The sequence below is a fragment of the Micromonospora sp. AKA38 genome (assembly GCF_027925725.1).
Lineage (GTDB): Bacteria > Actinomycetota > Actinomycetes > Mycobacteriales > Micromonosporaceae > Micromonospora.
Map to the genome: position 1 here is coordinate 354,008 of NZ_BNEI01000003.1, position 15,175 is coordinate 369,182.

Annotated in this window: 15 protein-coding genes; 6 read left to right on the forward strand and 9 right to left on the reverse strand. The window is 74.2% G+C overall.

Features of this window, described 5'->3' with window-relative positions; genetic code table 11:
• Positions 1–34: 34 nt before the first annotated feature.
• Positions 35–724: a DUF4191 domain-containing protein gene (locus tag TPA0908_RS09990; protein ID WP_281936818.1), complete on the forward strand. Its 690-nt coding sequence runs from the start codon at positions 35–37 to the stop codon at positions 722–724.
• Between the two features lie 63 nt (positions 725–787).
• Here TPA0908_RS09990 and TPA0908_RS09995 read toward each other — a convergent pair whose 3' ends face one another.
• Complete coding sequence (locus TPA0908_RS09995; protein WP_374709194.1) at positions 788–1,189, reverse strand: RDD family protein; 402 nt, start codon at positions 1,187–1,189, stop codon at positions 788–790.
• Between the two features lie 192 nt (positions 1,190–1,381).
• On the opposite strand from TPA0908_RS09995, the gene glnA reads away from it, so the two are divergent.
• A complete protein-coding gene (gene glnA, locus TPA0908_RS10000) occupies positions 1,382–2,806 on the forward strand; it encodes a type I glutamate--ammonia ligase (RefSeq protein ID WP_107161602.1) in 1,425 nt (474 codons plus the stop codon).
• Positions 2,807–2,884: 78 nt separating this feature from the next.
• On the opposite strand, the gene mptB (TPA0908_RS10005) is transcribed toward glnA, so the two are convergent.
• Both mptB (TPA0908_RS10005) and mptB (TPA0908_RS10010) read right to left on the reverse strand, forming a co-directional pair.
• A complete protein-coding gene (gene mptB / locus TPA0908_RS10005; protein WP_281936821.1) occupies positions 2,885–4,363 on the reverse strand; it encodes a polyprenol phosphomannose-dependent alpha 1,6 mannosyltransferase MptB in 1,479 nt (492 codons plus the stop codon).
• Positions 4,364–4,374: 11 nt separating this feature from the next.
• Entirely contained in the window at positions 4,375–5,778 is a 1,404-nt protein-coding gene (gene mptB, locus TPA0908_RS10010; RefSeq protein ID WP_281938515.1) for a polyprenol phosphomannose-dependent alpha 1,6 mannosyltransferase MptB, read from the reverse strand.
• A gap of 45 nt (positions 5,779–5,823) precedes the next feature.
• Here mptB (TPA0908_RS10010) and TPA0908_RS10015 point away from each other — a divergent pair, with 45 nt between their 5' ends.
• Positions 5,824–7,455 (forward strand): hypothetical protein, encoded by a 1,632-nt coding sequence (locus TPA0908_RS10015; protein WP_281936823.1) that lies wholly within the window; start codon positions 5,824–5,826, stop codon positions 7,453–7,455.
• A gap of 3 nt (positions 7,456–7,458) precedes the next feature.
• On the opposite strand, the gene TPA0908_RS10020 is transcribed toward TPA0908_RS10015, so the two are convergent.
• The 4 genes from TPA0908_RS10020 to TPA0908_RS10035 all read right to left on the reverse strand — a co-directional run bounded on the left by TPA0908_RS10020 (position 7,459) and on the right by TPA0908_RS10035 (position 10,154).
• On the reverse strand, positions 7,459–7,908 hold the full coding sequence (locus TPA0908_RS10020) for a DUF6069 family protein (RefSeq protein WP_281936825.1): 450 nt from the start codon (positions 7,906–7,908) through the stop codon (positions 7,459–7,461).
• 46 nt (positions 7,909–7,954) lie between these two features.
• Complete coding sequence (locus TPA0908_RS10025; RefSeq protein ID WP_281936827.1) at positions 7,955–8,938, reverse strand: RNA polymerase subunit sigma-70; 984 nt, start codon at positions 8,936–8,938, stop codon at positions 7,955–7,957.
• Between the two features lie 278 nt (positions 8,939–9,216).
• Positions 9,217–9,420, reverse strand: a complete 204-nt coding sequence (locus TPA0908_RS10030) for a DUF397 domain-containing protein (RefSeq protein ID WP_281936829.1) — start codon at positions 9,418–9,420, stop codon at positions 9,217–9,219.
• Complete coding sequence (locus tag TPA0908_RS10035) at positions 9,408–10,154, reverse strand: Scr1 family TA system antitoxin-like transcriptional regulator (protein WP_281936831.1); 747 nt, start codon at positions 10,152–10,154, stop codon at positions 9,408–9,410. Before TPA0908_RS10035 ends, TPA0908_RS10030 begins: the two co-directional genes overlap by 13 nt.
• A gap of 208 nt (positions 10,155–10,362) precedes the next feature.
• Between TPA0908_RS10035 and TPA0908_RS10040 the strand changes: the two genes are divergently transcribed.
• The 3 genes from TPA0908_RS10040 to TPA0908_RS10050 are packed head-to-tail and all read left to right on the forward strand — an operon-like array spanning position 10,363 to position 11,182.
• Positions 10,363–10,623 (forward strand): hypothetical protein, encoded by a 261-nt coding sequence (locus TPA0908_RS10040; protein ID WP_281936833.1) that lies wholly within the window; start codon positions 10,363–10,365, stop codon positions 10,621–10,623.
• Entirely contained in the window at positions 10,620–10,931 is a 312-nt protein-coding gene (locus TPA0908_RS10045; RefSeq protein ID WP_281936835.1) for a hypothetical protein, read from the forward strand. The genes TPA0908_RS10040 and TPA0908_RS10045 overlap by 4 nt, the downstream gene beginning before the upstream one ends.
• On the forward strand, positions 10,928–11,182 hold the full coding sequence (locus TPA0908_RS10050; protein WP_281936836.1) for a flavin reductase: 255 nt from the start codon (positions 10,928–10,930) through the stop codon (positions 11,180–11,182). The genes TPA0908_RS10045 and TPA0908_RS10050 overlap by 4 nt, the downstream gene beginning before the upstream one ends.
• 139 nt (positions 11,183–11,321) lie before the next feature.
• Here the strand turns inward: TPA0908_RS10050 and TPA0908_RS10055 are convergent, their stop codons facing one another.
• Together TPA0908_RS10055 and TPA0908_RS10060 are read right to left on the reverse strand one after the other, a co-directional pair.
• A complete protein-coding gene (locus TPA0908_RS10055) occupies positions 11,322–14,354 on the reverse strand; it encodes a bifunctional [glutamine synthetase] adenylyltransferase/[glutamine synthetase]-adenylyl-L-tyrosine phosphorylase (protein WP_281936837.1) in 3,033 nt (1,010 codons plus the stop codon).
• A 1-nt stretch (position 14,355) separates the two neighbouring features.
• Positions 14,356–15,123, reverse strand: coding sequence for a type 1 glutamine amidotransferase (locus tag TPA0908_RS10060; RefSeq protein WP_281936838.1), 768 nt, complete (start codon positions 15,121–15,123; stop codon positions 14,356–14,358).
• Between the last annotated feature and the right edge of the window lie 52 nt (positions 15,124–15,175).

Consider the following 15,175-nt stretch of genomic DNA (forward strand, 5'->3'; position numbering starts at 1 on the left):
AACCGGCCGAGCGCCGACCACTAGACTCTGCGGCATGGCAAAGCCCCAGGAGAAGGTCTCGTTCGGCCAGCGGCTGAAGCAGATCGGGATGGTGTTCAAGTTCACCGCCAAGCAGGACAAGTGGTTCGCGCCGCTGACCGCGGCGGCGGTGCTGATCCCGCTCGCGCTCACCGTGGTCGCGGTGCTCGCCTGGGGCTGGCTCTTCCTGCCCATCGGCATCCTGCTCACCCTGCTCGCCGTGCTGATCGTGCTCAACCTGCGGTCCAACAAGGCGATGATGAACGCCGCCGAGGGGCAGCCCGGCGCGGCGGCGCAGATCATGGAGAGCATGCGCGGCGACTGGCGGGTCACCCCGGCGGTCAGCTCCACCACGCAGATGGACATGGTCCACCTGGTGGTGGGCCGCCCCGGCGTGATCCTGCTGGCCGAGGGGAACGCGCAGCGCGTCCGGGGCCTGCTCGGCCAGGAGAAGCGCCGGCTGGCCAAGGTGATCGGCTCGGCCCCGCTGCACGACTACGTGATCGGTCAGGGCGAGGGCGAGCTGCCGGTCCGCAAGCTGCGGATGACGCTGATGCGGCTGCCCCGGTCCCTCTCGCCGAAGGACGTCAACGCGCTCGACAAGCGGCTCAAGGCGCTGACCGCCCGGCCGCAGATGCCCAAGGGCGCGGTCCCGAAGAACATGCGGCCGGCGCGCGGCGCGTTCCGGCAGACCCGGGGGCGCTGACTCCCGGCGTACGCGGAGGAAGGAGCCGGCCCCGCGCGGGGCCGGCTCCTTTCTCGTGTGCGGTCAGCGGCGCGGCGCGTCGGTGACGACCGCGCCGGTGAGCCGGTCGTGCAGGCCACGACGGTGCTGGTCCATGATCAGGGCCGGCACGACGAGGGACAGCAGCAGGCCCCGCAGCAGCGCGCGGACCAGCCCGATCCGGCCGCCGTCGGCCCAGGCGACGCAGCGCAGCCGGGTCAGGTACATGCCGGGGGTCTGGGCGAAGAGGCCGAGGAAGAAGCCGTACTCCAGGATCAGCACCAGGACCGGCGGCCACCCGTCGCGGACCGGGTCGGCGAAGGACCGGGCGACCATCAGGCAGAGCACCCAGTCGATGATCAGCGCGCCGAACCGGCGGCCGAGGCTCGGGGGCGTGAAGGCGGGATCGGTGGCGGGTGGCACCGGTGCGGCGGCGGTATCGGTCACGCGGCCAGGGTAGCGCCGTCTCGACGCCCATCGAAAAATCCGACAAGGCGCGCAAGGCTGGGCATAATACGCGGGCGATGACGCTCCGCTAGCGACGTAACACGGCGGAAACAGAGGAGACACGGCCGGGCAACCGCCCGGCCATAGCGTCGCCAACAGTCAGCCACCGGAGTGGACCTGCCAGGAGGACGTGTGTTCGCCAATTCCGAGGAACTCCTGCGATACCTCAGCAACGAGGACGTGAAGTTCGTCGACGTACGTTTCTGTGACCTGCCCGGCGTGATGCAGCACTTCAACCTGCCGGTCGAGTCCTTCGACGACAGCGTCTTCACCGACGGCCTCGCGTTCGACGGCTCGTCGATCCGCGGCTTCCAGTCGATCCACGAGTCGGACATGCTCCTGCTCCCCGACGTCGCCACCGCGTTCATCGACCCGTTCCGCGCCCAGAAGACCCTCGCGCTCAACTTCTTCGTCCACGACCCGTTCACCCGCGAGGCATACTCCCGCGACCCCCGCAACGTCGCCAAGAAGGCCGAGGCCTACCTCGCCGCCAGCGGCATCGCCGACACCGCCTACTTCGGCGCCGAAGCCGAGTTCTACATCTTCGACTCCATCCGCCACGAAACCTCCGCCCACCAGTCGTTCTACTACATCGACTCGATCGAGGGCGCCTGGAACACCGGCCGCATCGAAGAAGGCGGCAACCGCGGCTACAAGACCGCCTACAAGGGCGGCTACTTCCCCGTCCCCCCGGTCGACCACTACGCCGACCTGCGCGACTCGATCGTGCGGCGGCTCGTGGACAGCGGCTTCACCGTGGAACGCTCGCACCACGAGGTCGGCACCGCCGGCCAGTCCGAGATCAACTACCGGTTCTCGACGCTGCTGCACGCCGCCGACCAGCTCCAGCTCTTCAAGTACATCGTGAAGAACGAGGCGTGGGCCGGCGGCAAGACCGCCACGTTCATGCCCAAGCCGCTGTTCGGTGACAACGGCTCCGGCATGCACACCCACCAGAGCCTCTGGCTCAACGGGGAGCCGCTGTTCTACGACGAGACCGGCTACGCCGGCCTGTCCGACACCGCCCGCTGGTACATCGGCGGCCTGCTGCACCACGCCCCCTCGCTGCTGGCCTTCACCAACCCGACCGTCAACTCCTACCGACGCCTCGTGCCCGGCTTCGAGGCCCCGGTCAACCTGGTCTACTCCCAGCGCAACCGCTCCGCCTGCACCCGCATCCCGGTCACCGGCAGCAACCCCAAGGCCAAGCGCGTCGAGTTCCGCGTCCCCGACCCCTCGGCCAACGTCTACCTCGCCTTCTCCGCGATGATGATGGCCGGCCTCGACGGCATCAAGAGCAAGATCGAACCCCCGGCCCCCATCGACAAAGACCTCTACGACCTCCCCCCGGAGGAGTGGGGCGACGTCAAGCAGGTCCCCGGCTCGCTGTCGGCCGTGCTCGACTCGCTGGAGGCCGACCACGACTACCTGCTCGACGGCGGCGTGTTCACGCCGGACCTGATCTCCACCTGGGTCGACTGGAAGCGGGCCAACGAGGTCGACCCGGTGCGCCTGCGCCCGACCCCGCACGAGTTCGCGATGTACTTCGACTGCTGAGCACACTCTCGTCAGCACCGGCCGGGCCGGCTCCGCCTTCCGCGGGGCCGGCCCGGCCGTTCCGCTGGCGGGCCGGTGTCAGCGCGGCAGGTGCCGGCGGCGCAGGCCGGCCCGGACGCCGGCCACCACGACAGCCACCACCAGCACCGTCATCAGCACCGCGCCGGGCGCCTTGGTGAACCGGGCCAGGTTCGTGCCGTCGGGCAGCGTGAGCACCGAGGCCACCGCGCAGGGCGCCACGAACCAGACGGTCCGGGCCGGCGACACCACCGCCACCGCGAGCAGGGCCAGCGGCCAGACCGCGTACCAGGGGTGGAAGACCGGGGCGAGCAGCACGGTGGCGGCCAGCGCCAGCCCGGCCCCGAACAACGTCACCCGGAACCGGACCATCCGCTGCCGGTCGTCGCCGGACCGGCGCAGCGCCGTCCACACCCACCACCAGAGCGCCACCAGCAGCCCGGCCAGCAGCACCAGCCCGACCACCCGGGTCACCGGCACGGCGTGCGGGTCACGCCCGGCCGCCTCACCGGCGTAGTCGATCACGAAACCGACAGCGGTCGGCGGCGAGGTCCACTGCTGCGAGTCGCCGCTGCGGCCGAGCCCGTCCACCCAGCCCAACCCGAGGCCGGTGGCGAGCGACAGGACGACGAGCGTGCCGAGCACCGCCGCGGCCAGCCGGCCACCGTCGCGCAGCAGCGCCCGCCAGGTGTGCCGGCCGGACACCGCGGCGAGCGCCGCGAACGGCAACACCACCACGGCGACCGCCTTCACCGCGACCGCCAGGCCCAACAACACGCCGGCCACCAGCAGCGCGCGCGGCGTGCCCGGCCGGCGGACGAGCGCCAGCAGCCCGAGCAGGAGCAGCCCGAGCGCGAGCACGTCGTTGTGCGCGCCGGCCACCAGGTGCACCCCGACCAGCGGGCAGGCCAGCACCAGCCAGGCCGCGCGGCGGGCCGGCACCCCGGTGGCCCGGGCCAGGCCGGGCAGGGCGGCGGCGACCAGCAGCACCCCGGCCACCGCGACCAGCCGCAGCAGCACGATCGTCCCGACCAGGCCACCGCCGGCGAGCACCGCCAGCCCGGCCAACAACACGAAGAACGGCCCGTACGGCGCGGGCGTGTCCCGCCAGATCGGCGACACCGAACCGGTCCACGGGCAGCCGGCCGCCGCCACCCCCACCCGGTACGGGCTGACCCCCTGCGTCCAGGTCCAGCCCTGGCAGGCGTACGAGTAGACGTCGCGGCTGCCCAGCGGCGGCGCGGCCAGCAGCGGCAACGACCAGAGCCCGGCCGTCAGGTACGCCCACCGGCCCGACGGGGCGCCCCAGCGCAGCGACCACCAGGCGCCGACCAGCAGCACGGTCCCCACCAGCCAGCAGCCCAGCGTCACCGGACCGTGCGGGGCCTGCCAGAGACCGGCGAGCGTGGTACGCGGCGGCGCGTCGGGCAGCGCCCCGCCCAGCCAGCCGGCCGCGGTGAGCAGGACCGCGCCGGCGAGTCCGGCGTACCGGGCGAGCGCGGCGGCCACCGGCCGGACCGGCGCGTCGGGCTCGCTCACCGGCACACTCCTCACTCCACCGGAACCGGCTGCCGCCCCTTCCGAGCCGACCGTACCAACCACACGACCAGCACTATCACGAACAGCGTCATCAGCGGCGCACCCGGCATCTTGGTGTACCGGGGTAAACCGGTCCCGTCCGCCAGCACCAGGAACGACGACAGCAGGGTGACGATCGAGAACCAGCGCGTGCGGCGCGCGGTGGCGGCGAGCACGGCCAGCGGCCAGAGCCAGTACCAGGGGTGGAACAGCGGGGCGAGCGCGACGGTGGCGACCAGCGCCAGCGCCGCGTACCAGAACGGCTCGCCCCGGCGCCACGCCCGGAACCAGAGCCACACCAGCAGCGCGACAAGCACCACCATGCCGATCGCCCGGGTCACCGGCAGCGCGTCGACGTGCACGCCGAACGGCGCCAGCAGGTACCCGACGGTCTGCCCGACCGCGGTCGGCGGTGAGGTCCAGGCCACCACCAGCCCGCCCTGCTCCAGGCCGCTGATGAAGCCGAGCCCGAGACCGGCCACGAGCGTCGCGCCGGCCAGCGCGGCCAGCGCGCCGCCGACCACCCACCCGCCGTCGCGGACCAGCGTCCGGATCCGGTACGGCCCGACGACCGCGGCGAGCGCCGCGAACGGCACCACCACCAGCGCGGTGACCTTGATGCCGGCGGCCAGGCCGAGCAGCAACCCGCCGGCGAGCAACGGCCCGGGGCGGCCCGGCCTGCTCGCCACCACGGCCAGCCCGGCGACGAGCAGGCCGACCATCATCGCGTCGTTGTGCGCCCCGGAGGCCAGGTGCACCGGCACCAGCGGGCTGGCCAGCGCCAGCCAGAGCGCCTGCTTCGGCGGCACCCCGCAGCGGCGGGCCAGCGCCGGCAGCGCCCAGGCCGTCAGCGCCACCCCGGCCACGGCGAGCACCCGGAACAGCGCGACGGCGCCCCACAGCGACCCGGTGGCCTTGACCACCGCGCCGGCGATCAGCACGAACAGCGGCCCGTACGGCGCCGGCGTGTCCCGCCAGATGTACGAGATGGTGTCCAGCCACGGGCAGGGCAGCGCCGACACGCCCTGCTCGTACGGGTTGATCCCGGCCGAGAAGCTGGCACCCTGGCAGGCGTACGCGTAGACGTCCCGGCTGCCCAGCGGTGGGGCGACGAGCATCGGCAGCATCCACAGCGCGACGGTCACCAACGCCCAGCTGGCCGAGGGCACCCGGTTCCGCAACGACCACCACGCCCAGGCCAGCAGCGCGGTGCCGGCCAGCCACAGTCCGATGATCAGCGGCCCGTCCGGGCCCTGCCAGATGCTGACCGGGGTGGGGCGCAGCTCGCCGTCGGGCAGGGCGCCGCCGACGTACGCGGCCACGGCGAGCAGCACCGAGCCCGCCAGGCCGGTCCAGCGCGAGAGGTGGTGAGACACCCTCGTCATGCTGCCAGTACGGTGGTTCGCGATCAGGAGGTGGGCATGCGGGGCGGTCGGGTGGTGGCGGTGTCCGCCGCGTCGGCGCTCGTCCTCGCCGTGCTCCTCCTCGTCCTGCCGGCCACCGGCTCGGACCTGTCCGCCCAGGTGGCGCGCGCCGGCTTCTTCGCCGCGCACGGGCCGGCCCTGGTCGATCTGCGCTGGTACGGCGGCGTGCACCCGTGGGGCTACAGCCTCGTCTCGCCGCCGCTGATGGCGCTGCTCGGGGTACGCCCCACCGGCGCGCTGACGCTGCTCGCCTCGGCCACCGCGTTCGCCGCCCTGCTGGTCCGGCTCCGGGTGCCCCGCCCGCTGCTCGGCAGCCTGGTCGGGGTCGTCACGATCGCCGGCAACCTGGTCTCCGGCCGGGTCACCTATGCGCTCGGCGTCACGTTCGGCCTGGCCGCGCTGCTCGCCCTGACGCTGCCCGCCGACGTGACCGGCCGGGCCAACCGGATGCGCGCCGCAACGGTCGCCGTCGCCGCGCTGCTCGCCTCCGCGGCCAGCCCGGTGGCCGGGCTGTTCGTCGGGCTCGCCGGCGTCACGCTGCTGCTCACCCGCCGGTACGCCGACGGCCTGCTGCTCGCCGTGCCGGCGGCCGGGCCGCTCGCGGTGACCGGGCTGCTGTTCGGGGAGGGCGGCTGGATGAACATCAGCCGGGCGGACACGGTCCACGCGGTGGTGACCAGCCTGCTGGTCGCGGCGCTGGTGGCGTACCGGCCGGTGCGGGTGGGCGCGCTGCTCTCCGCGGCCGGGGTGCTGGCGGCCGCGTTGCTGCCCACCCCGGTCGGGCTGAACGCCACCCGCCTGGTGGTGATGTTCGCGCTGCCGGTGCTGGCCGCCGCCGCGTCCCTGCCGCGCGGCCTGACCGGTCGGCTGTCTCCCGCCGCCGACCGCCGGGACGCGTTCGCCGGGCGCGAGGCGGTCGGGCGCGGGCTGCCCCGGGCCGCCGGGGCGGTCGGGTTGGCCGCGCTGCTGGCGGCGGTCTGCTGGTGGCAGCCGCCGGTGGTCACCGCCGACCTGCGCAGCGCCGACGACCCGACGGCCGATCCGGCGTACTTCGCGCCGCTGCGGGCGGAGCTGGCCCGGCGCGGGCTCACCGGGCGGGTGGAGGTGCCGCCGACCCGCAACTACTGGGAGGCCGCCCGCCTCGGCGAGGTGCCGCTGGCCCGGGGCTGGCTGCGACAGGCCGACATCGGCCGCAACCCGCTGTTCTTCACCACCGTGCCGGGCGCTGCCGGCACCGGCGTCCCGCTGACCGCCGACAGCTACCGGGCCTGGCTGGCCGACAACGCGGTGCAGTACGTCGCCGTGCCGGACGCGGAACTGTCCTGGGTGGGGCGGCCGGAGGCGGAACTGGTGGCCGCCGGGCAGCCGTACCTGACCGAGGTCTGGTCGGACCGGCACTGGCGGCTCTACGCGGTCGCCGACCCCACGCCGCTGGTCGGCGCGCCCGGTGAACTGGTCCGGCAGGACGGCGCCTCGGTCACGTTCCGGGCCCCCGTCGCCGGTCCGGTGCCGGTCCGGGTCCGCCACGACCGCTGGCTGTCCGTCACCGACGGCGCCACGCTCTCCCCCGACGGCGACTGGCTCACCGTCACGGTGCCCCGCCCCGGCACCTACACGCTCACCGGCTGACCGTCACCCGGCCCGGCGGCGCAGGCTCCGCGTCAGGGCCGGGATCATCACCGCCGCCGCCACCAGATGCAGCCCGACCAACGCGGCGACGGTGGCGGTGTCCGCCCCCACCAGAAACGGCGGGACCAGCGAGATCGCGGTCAGCGACCCGACCGTCCACCCGAACCGCTCGGCGGGACGGGCGCTCCACCGCAGCAGGGCGGCGGCAATGATCACGCCCACGACGGAGAAGAAGCCGGTTACCACCGCGAACCCGCCCAGCGGGATGGTCTCGCCGCCGTCGGGGACCGCGAAGTCGACGCCGAGGGCGCGGGCGACGGCGGCGGCGAGGGTGGTGACCACCACCGCCGCGAGCGTGGCGACCAGACCGGTGCCGGCGAGCCGGCGGAAGCGGTGGCCGGTCCGGCCCGGCGCCGGGCCGGCGACCACCGAGGCGTCGTTGGCGCTGGTCATGTCGTTCCTCCAGGATTCGCTTCGGGGGACGCGGATGCGCACAGGACTACTCGGCGTCGTCGGCCGGCAGACGCCCGGGCAGCCCGAGCCGTGGGAACTGGTCGGCGTGGAACGTGACGATCTCGGCGATCGCCCCGCCGCTGACGCGCAGGGCGTCGACCGTCAGCGGCAGGTACGCGCCTGCCCCCTCCTGCCAGAGGTAGAAGGCGACGGCGGGCTGCCGGTTCACCGAGGTGGGAACGGCCCGCAGGCGCCCCAGCTCCGGGAAGCCGTCCGACACCCAGTCCGCGACCACTGCGGCGCGACCGACTTGGAGGCCCGGCGTGGGCGGCATCGAGCAACGCACGTCCTCGCGCAGCAGCGCGGCGAGTCGGCCGACGTCCTTGGCCACGCTGGCGTCGGTGAAGCGGCGGACCAACTCGCGGGTGCCGGCGTCTTCCTCGCCGCCGGTCCAGTCCTGCCGCTCGGCGGGCAGGTGCGCGCGCATTCCGGCACGGGCCCGCTGCAATGCGCTGTTCACCGAGTGGACGGAGTCCCCGAGCAGCTCCGCGACGTCCCGCGCCGGCCAGCCGAGCACATCCCGCAGGATCAGCACGGCGCGCGGGCGCGGCGCGAGGTGCTGGACCGCGACCAGGTACGCCAGCTCGATCGTCTCCCGTGCCACGGCGACCGCCTCCGGTTCGTCCGCGTCGCCTCCGGGCACCTCGTCGAGCAGCCGGTCCGGGTAGGGCTGCAACCACGGCACCTCACCGCCGGTCGCCGGCGCCGGGCGGCGCTTGGCGAGCAGGTCCAGCGAGGCGTTGGTGGCGATCCGGTAGAGCCAGGCCCGGAGCGTCGACCGGCCCGCGTAGGTCTCCCGCCGCCGCCACGCTCGCAGGAAGGTCTCCTGCACCACGTCCTCGGCGTCCTCGAACGACCCGAGCATCCGGTAGCAGTGCACGTGCAGCTCCCGCCGGTGCCGCTCGGTCAGCCCGGCGAACACCGGCCCGTCGATCTCGTCCCGCCCCGCCCGCCACGTCTGCGCGCTCATCTCGTCATCCTCGTGTCTCGTCGTGTCCCGTCGAGGGTGTGACGGACGCGGGCGGGAGAACTCATCACCGGTCGTCTTCGCCGCGCTTCGGCGTCGCCGGAACCCGGCCTCGCAGCCGTCCGCCCCCGACTTCGAGGAGGCATACGAACTGGGGCGGGCCGACGAACGGACGGCGCAGCGCGGCGAGGACCGCCCGGTGTCGCGTATCTACCAGTTCCCGCGCCGCGAAAGCTGAAGGCCCCCGGGCATGATCGCCGAGGGCCTCCAGGTGGTCGAGGTCAGCCGAGCGGGCCGATCTCCTTAGCGAGGTTGACGAAGCCCGCCCATGCTGCGGGCGGGAAGGCGAGCGTCCCGCCGTCGCGGTCCTTGGTGTCCCGCACGAAAACGCGGCCGGGAAGATTGTCCGCGACTTCCACGCACGCCCCGCCGTTGGAGCTGCTGCGGGTGCTCTTACGCCACTGAGCGCCGGTCAGATCATCCATGATCGTGCTTCCAATAGCTCGACGGTCTGGTCTCGCGGCAGCGCGACCGACCTCACGGTATCCCAAACCGCCCACAGCGGAGCAACGTCATTAGTGATCCGCCCGGCCGCCTGGTCGTCGAGGTAGCCGACGTCGTCCCCCTCGGGCGTGCTGGCGATGATGAACGGCCCCGCTTGGCCGGGGTGCAGGCCGGCTCGCAGAGGCAGTACGTGGATCATCACGTTTGGCCGCTGAGCGAGCGCGGCGAGGTGGTCAAGCTGCGGGCCGAGGACATCGGGTGCCCCTCGGCGTAGCGCCCCCTCGTCGATGACGAATACGACCAGCGGCGGGCGAGGGCGGTCCAGCACGGCCGACTGCCGACGTAGCCGAGCCTCGACGAAATGCTCAGCGTCCGCCGCGAGGAGTCCACTGGCGAGAACGGCGCGGGCGTAGTCGGAAGTCTGAAGCAGCCCGGGAATGACTGCGCTTTCGAACCAGCGCAGCCCCAGCGCCTCGCGCTCGATGTCAGCCCATGGACGAAACCACTTCGGGTCGCGCCGCCGCGACGCGTCCGGCCAAAGTTCCTCCGCGTCCCGACGAAGGAGCTCAGCCACCGTCGCGCGATGCCGAGTTTGGGGGATGCGGTCCTGGGTGACCCAACGGGCAACCGTCTTCGGGTCTACGCCTACCTGAGCTGCGACGCTTTCGGCGGTGTGCCCCGCCTCTGACATTGCTCGCTGGACAGCCCGGTTCATCCTTCTGTCCCATCCGATCGTCCCTGATGTCTGAGTTACATACTGCTACGCGGTGTTACCGTCCTGCAACTCTCGGCAGGCTGCTCTTTAGACGGCGCGGCCGGTGGGAGAAGGGGCCCGGCGACCGTGTCAGTCACGGGACCGCCTCGTCCGTCTGTCACTCAGCGCGGGGCGGTCCCTCTCCCAGTCCCCATGAGAGGAGCGCGCCGTGCACAGACAGAAGCCGAGGCTCTACCGGATTGCCGTCCTGTCCTCCCGCTTTCACCGCCCCCGCCTGCGCCTGGTCCCGCCCGGCCTGGCCTGCTCCTGCGGTCTGATGACCTGGCGCTACTGCCTGAGGTTGCGTCGCCGGGCCCAGGTAACCCCGCTCTACCCGCCACCGGCCACCCGCCCCCCGACGAACGGCCACGCGTGGGCGTCCTCCCCCGCGACGACGACCGTCTTCCGGCGCAACGGGGAGCGGCGATGACCGCGCCCCGTGGCCGCACGGTCGGCCCGCCCGCCCTTCCAGCGTTTCGCGCGGGCGACGTGCTTCACCTGACCCGTTCGGCGTCCCCCCAGTTCGCGCACCCGATCACGCTCCGCGTGATTCGCGAACTCGACTGGACGACCTTCGACGGGTGGCGCTGGGTGGACGGCTACCAGCTCGGCCCGGACGGCGGCGCGACCGCCCGCCGGTCGCTGTACGTTCGCGCCGACGGCGTCCGCAGACTCGATGCCCCGCCCCGCCGACCCGCGGCCCTACGCTGTTCGCTGGCTGCGGGGGTGATGGCGTGAATCACCTCACCGACGACCACTCCCCGGTCCGCCCGGGGTGGACGTGCCGCGCGACGGGCGGCCTTTGGCCGTGCACGACCGCCCGCACGGCGCTCCTCGTCATGTTCGACGGCGACCGCCGGGGCCTGATTCTTCACCTCGGCGCACAACTCGCCGACGCGATCGACGACTACGCGGCCCAGAACTCGGGGAGCATCCCACCGGGTCTGGCGGAGCGCATCATGGGTTGGGCGCTGGCGCTGCCCGAATGACCCCGCCCACCCGAGACCCGCTCCGTGTGCCCTTTCCGGACAGCCCAGCGCGGGCCACATTCTTCTTGGGACACTCCTCGGCACGCTGGCGCACAGGCGGTGTGCGTACGCGACGGCACGTTGCAGGGCCGGTATCAGGTCAGAGTGGGGCTTCGAGGATGCGCTGGACGACGGTGCGCGAGTGGCGGCCGGTGCGCAGGTACTCGTCGAGGAACTCGCCCGGGTCCTCGTGGCCGAGCAGGCGCACCACGCCGGCCAGCTCCACCCCGTGCCGGGGCAGTTGGTCGCCGGCCCGGCCGCGTACCAGCATCAGCGCGTCGCGGACCTGCGCGGCGAGCGTCCAGCCGGCGGCCAGCTCGGCCGCGTCGTCGGGGTCGAGCAGGCCGGCCTCGCGGGCCGCCGCGAGAGCGTCGAGGGTACGGGTACCGCGCAGCGCGGGCAGCCGGCCGGCGTGCCGGAGCTGGAGCAGTTGCACGGCCCACTCGACGTCGGCGAGCCCGCCCCGGCCCAGCTTGGTGTGGGTGGCCGGGTCGGCGCCGCGGGGCAGCCGCTCAGTCTCCACCCGCGCCTTGATCCGCCGGATCTCCACCACCTGCTCGCGGCTGAGCCCGTCGGCCGGGTAGCGCACCGGCTCGACCATCGCCTCGAACTCGGCGCCCAGGTCGGCGTCGCCGCAGACGAACCGCGCCCGCAGCAGCGCCTGCGCCTCCCACACCTTCGACCAGCGCGCGTAGTACTGCGCGTACGCGGCCAGGCTGCGGACCAGCGGGCCCTGCCGGCCCTCCGGGCGCAGGTCGGCGTCGACGCCGAGCGGCGGGTCGGGCGCCGGCGCGGAGAGCAGCCGGCGCAGCTCCTCGGCGATCGCGTGCGCGGCGGCGCTGGCGGCTCCGGCCGCGCTCTCGTCCGCCCCGGGCGGCGGGTCGTAGACGAACAGCACGTCGGCGTCGGAGAGGTAGTTGGACTCGTACCCGCCGAGCCGGCCCATGCCGATCACGGCGAAGCGCAGGCCCGGTGGCCCGGGTTGGGCGACCCGGGCGGCGCGCAACGCGGCGGCCAGCGTGGCGTCGGTGACGTGGGAGAGCGCGGTGCCGACCGCGCTGACGTCCACCACCGTGGGACGGCGTGCCCCGCCGCCCGGCGGGCGTGGGGTGAGCGGGGCGAGCGACCCGGCCCGGCTGAGCACGTCGGCGGCGGCGATCCGGACCAGCTCGCGGCGGCGCAGCGCGCGGACCGCGCGGGTGGCCTCGACCGGGTCGTCGTGCCGGACCGCCGCCGCCACGAAACCCTCTACGAGGGTCTCCCGGGGCCGCGGGGTCAGTTCGCTGTCCTCGGCCAGCAGCCGCAACGCCTCCGGCTCCCGGGCCAGCAGGTCGGCCGCGTACTTGGAGGAGGAGAGCACCCGGGCCAGCCGGCGCGCGACCGGGCCGGAGTCGCGCAGCAGGCGGAGATACCACGGGGTGCTGCCGAGCTTGTCGGACACCTGCCGGTAGTTGAGCAGGCCGCGGTCCGGCTCCGGGGCGTCGGCGAACTCGTCGAGCAGCACCGGCAGCAGCGTGCGCTGGATCGCGGCGGTGCGGCTGACGCCGCCGGTGAGCGCCTGGAGGTGCCGCAGCGCGCCGGCCGGGTCGGCGAAGCCGAGCACCTCCAGCCGGTGCCGGGCCGCCTCCGGGGTGAGCCGCAGCCCTTCGGCCGGCACCCGGGCCACCGACTCCAGCAGCGGCCGGTAGAGCAGTTTCGCGTGCAGTCGGCGTACCTCGGTGGCGTGGGTGACCCACTCGGCGCGGAACTCCTCGACGGCGCTGCGGCCCGGGGTGGCCGCGTAGCCGAGCGCGGCGGCGAGCCAGCGCAGCGCGGCCGGCTCGGTCGGCACGGTGTGCGTGCGGCGCAGGCCCTGGAGCTGGAGCCGGTGCTCGACGGCGCGCAGGAAACGGTAGCCGCGCAGCAGCGCCTCGCCGTCGGCGCGGCCGACGTAGCCGCCGGCGACCAGGGCGCGCAGCGCCGGCAGGGTGCCCGGCACGCGCAGCGACTCGTCGCCGCGGCCGTGCACGAGCTGGAGCAGTTGGACGGCGAACTCGATGTCGCGCAGCCCGCCCGGACCGCGCTTGATCTCGCGTTCCAGCTCCTTCGGCGGCACGTTGTCGAGGATCTTGCGGCGCATGGACCGGACGTCGGAGACCGCTTCCGGCCGCTCCGCCGCGGTCCAGACCAGCGGGGCGAGCGCCGCGATCCACTCCCGGGCCAGCGCCAGGTCACCGGCCGCCGGGCGGGCCTTGAGCAGCGCCTGGAACTCCCAGGTGCGGGCCCAACGCTTGTAGTAGGCCAGGTGGCTGGCGAGCGTGCGGACCAGCGGACCCCGGTTGCCCTCCGGGCGCAGCGCGGCGTCGACCGGCCACGCGACCAGCCCGCAGATCCCGATCAGCCGGGTGGCGACCTGGGTGGCGGCGATCAGGTCGTCGTCACCGGCGGCGACGAAGATGACGTCGACGTCGGAGACGTAGTTCAGCTCGTCGCCGCCGCACTTGCCCATCGCGACCACCGCGAGCCGGGGCGGGGTGGTGCCCTCGGGCAGCTCGTCGACCGCGATGTCGTAGGCGGTGGCCAGCGTGGCGTCGGCCAGGCCGGACAGCGCGGCCATGGTCTGCTCCAGGCCGCGCCCGCCGGTCAGGTCGGCCGCCGCGATCCGCAGCAGCGCCAACCGGTACGCCTGCCGCAGCAGCGGGACCGCGCCGGTGAGCGTGGTCAGCTTGGCGGCGGCGGTCAGGTCGAGCCGGCCGTCGGCGGTCGGGGCGAGCCCGTCCGGCTCGGTGGCCAGCACCGCCCACTGTCCGGGGTTGGCGACCAGGTGGTCGCCGAGCGCCGAGGAGGCGCCGAGCACCGCGACCAGCCGGCGGCGCAGGCCGGGGTCGGCGGCGAGCGCGTCGCGGACGGCGACCTCGTCGCCGTGCTGCCGTTCCGCCTCGACGAGCCGGTGGAGCTGGCGCAGCGCCAGGTCCGGGTCGGCGGCCCGGGAGAGCGCGGTGAGCAGCTCGACGGCCTGGTCGTCGGTGGGTTCCTGGGTGTCCGGCCGCCACAGGCCGAGCCCGTCCGGGCCGAGCAGGTCGACGGCGCGTGGACCGGTGTCGCTCTCGGCGAAGCCGTAGCGGGCCAGGCGCCCGCGGGCCGGCCGGGTCACCTCACGCCCCGAGCAGCGGCAGGCTGCGGCGCGGGCTGTCGTCGCCGAGTTCGCCGAGCGCGAGCGCGGCGAACCGGACCGCGAACGGCTGCCAGGCCTCCTCGACGTCGGCCATCGCCCGGTCGCACGCGGCCACCACCAGCTCCGGGTCGTAGCCCAGCTCGGCGAGCGTGGCCGAGTCGCGCGACCACTCGGCGATCATCGCGGTGTCGCACTCGATGTGGAACTGCAACCCCCAGGCCCGGTCGCCGAGGCGGAACGCCTGGTGCGGGTAGCGGGTGGACGCGGCGAGCAGCGTCGCGCCGTGCGGCAGCTCGGTGATCTCGTCGGCGTGCCACTGGAGCACGTCGGGCATCAGCGGCACGAAACGGAACAGCGGGTCGGTCTCGGCGGCGTCGCGCCGGCCGACCACGGTGGGGCCGACCTCCGGCCCGGACGGGCTGCGCTCCACCCGTCCGGCGTGCGCGGTGGCGAGCAGTTGCGCGCCCAGGCAGATCGCCAGCGTGGGCAGCCGGTGGCGAACCGCCTTGCGTAGCAGCCCCTCCAGCGCCGGGAACCAGGGCGCGCCCGGGCTGTCGTCGGCCAGCGGATAGGCCTGCTGGTCGCCGCCGAGCACCACCAGGGCGGCGTACCCGTCGAGGTCGGCGGGGAGCGCGTCGCCCGCGTGCGGGCGCAGGACGCGCAACTCCAGACCCCCCTCGGTGAGCCACTCCCCCAGTCGGCGGAGGTCGTCGGTCGGGTCGTTCTCGATCACCAGCGCGGTCGCCACGACGTCGAGGCTAGCCGGTACGCCCGACACCGGACGGTCCGGCTCGGCCGCA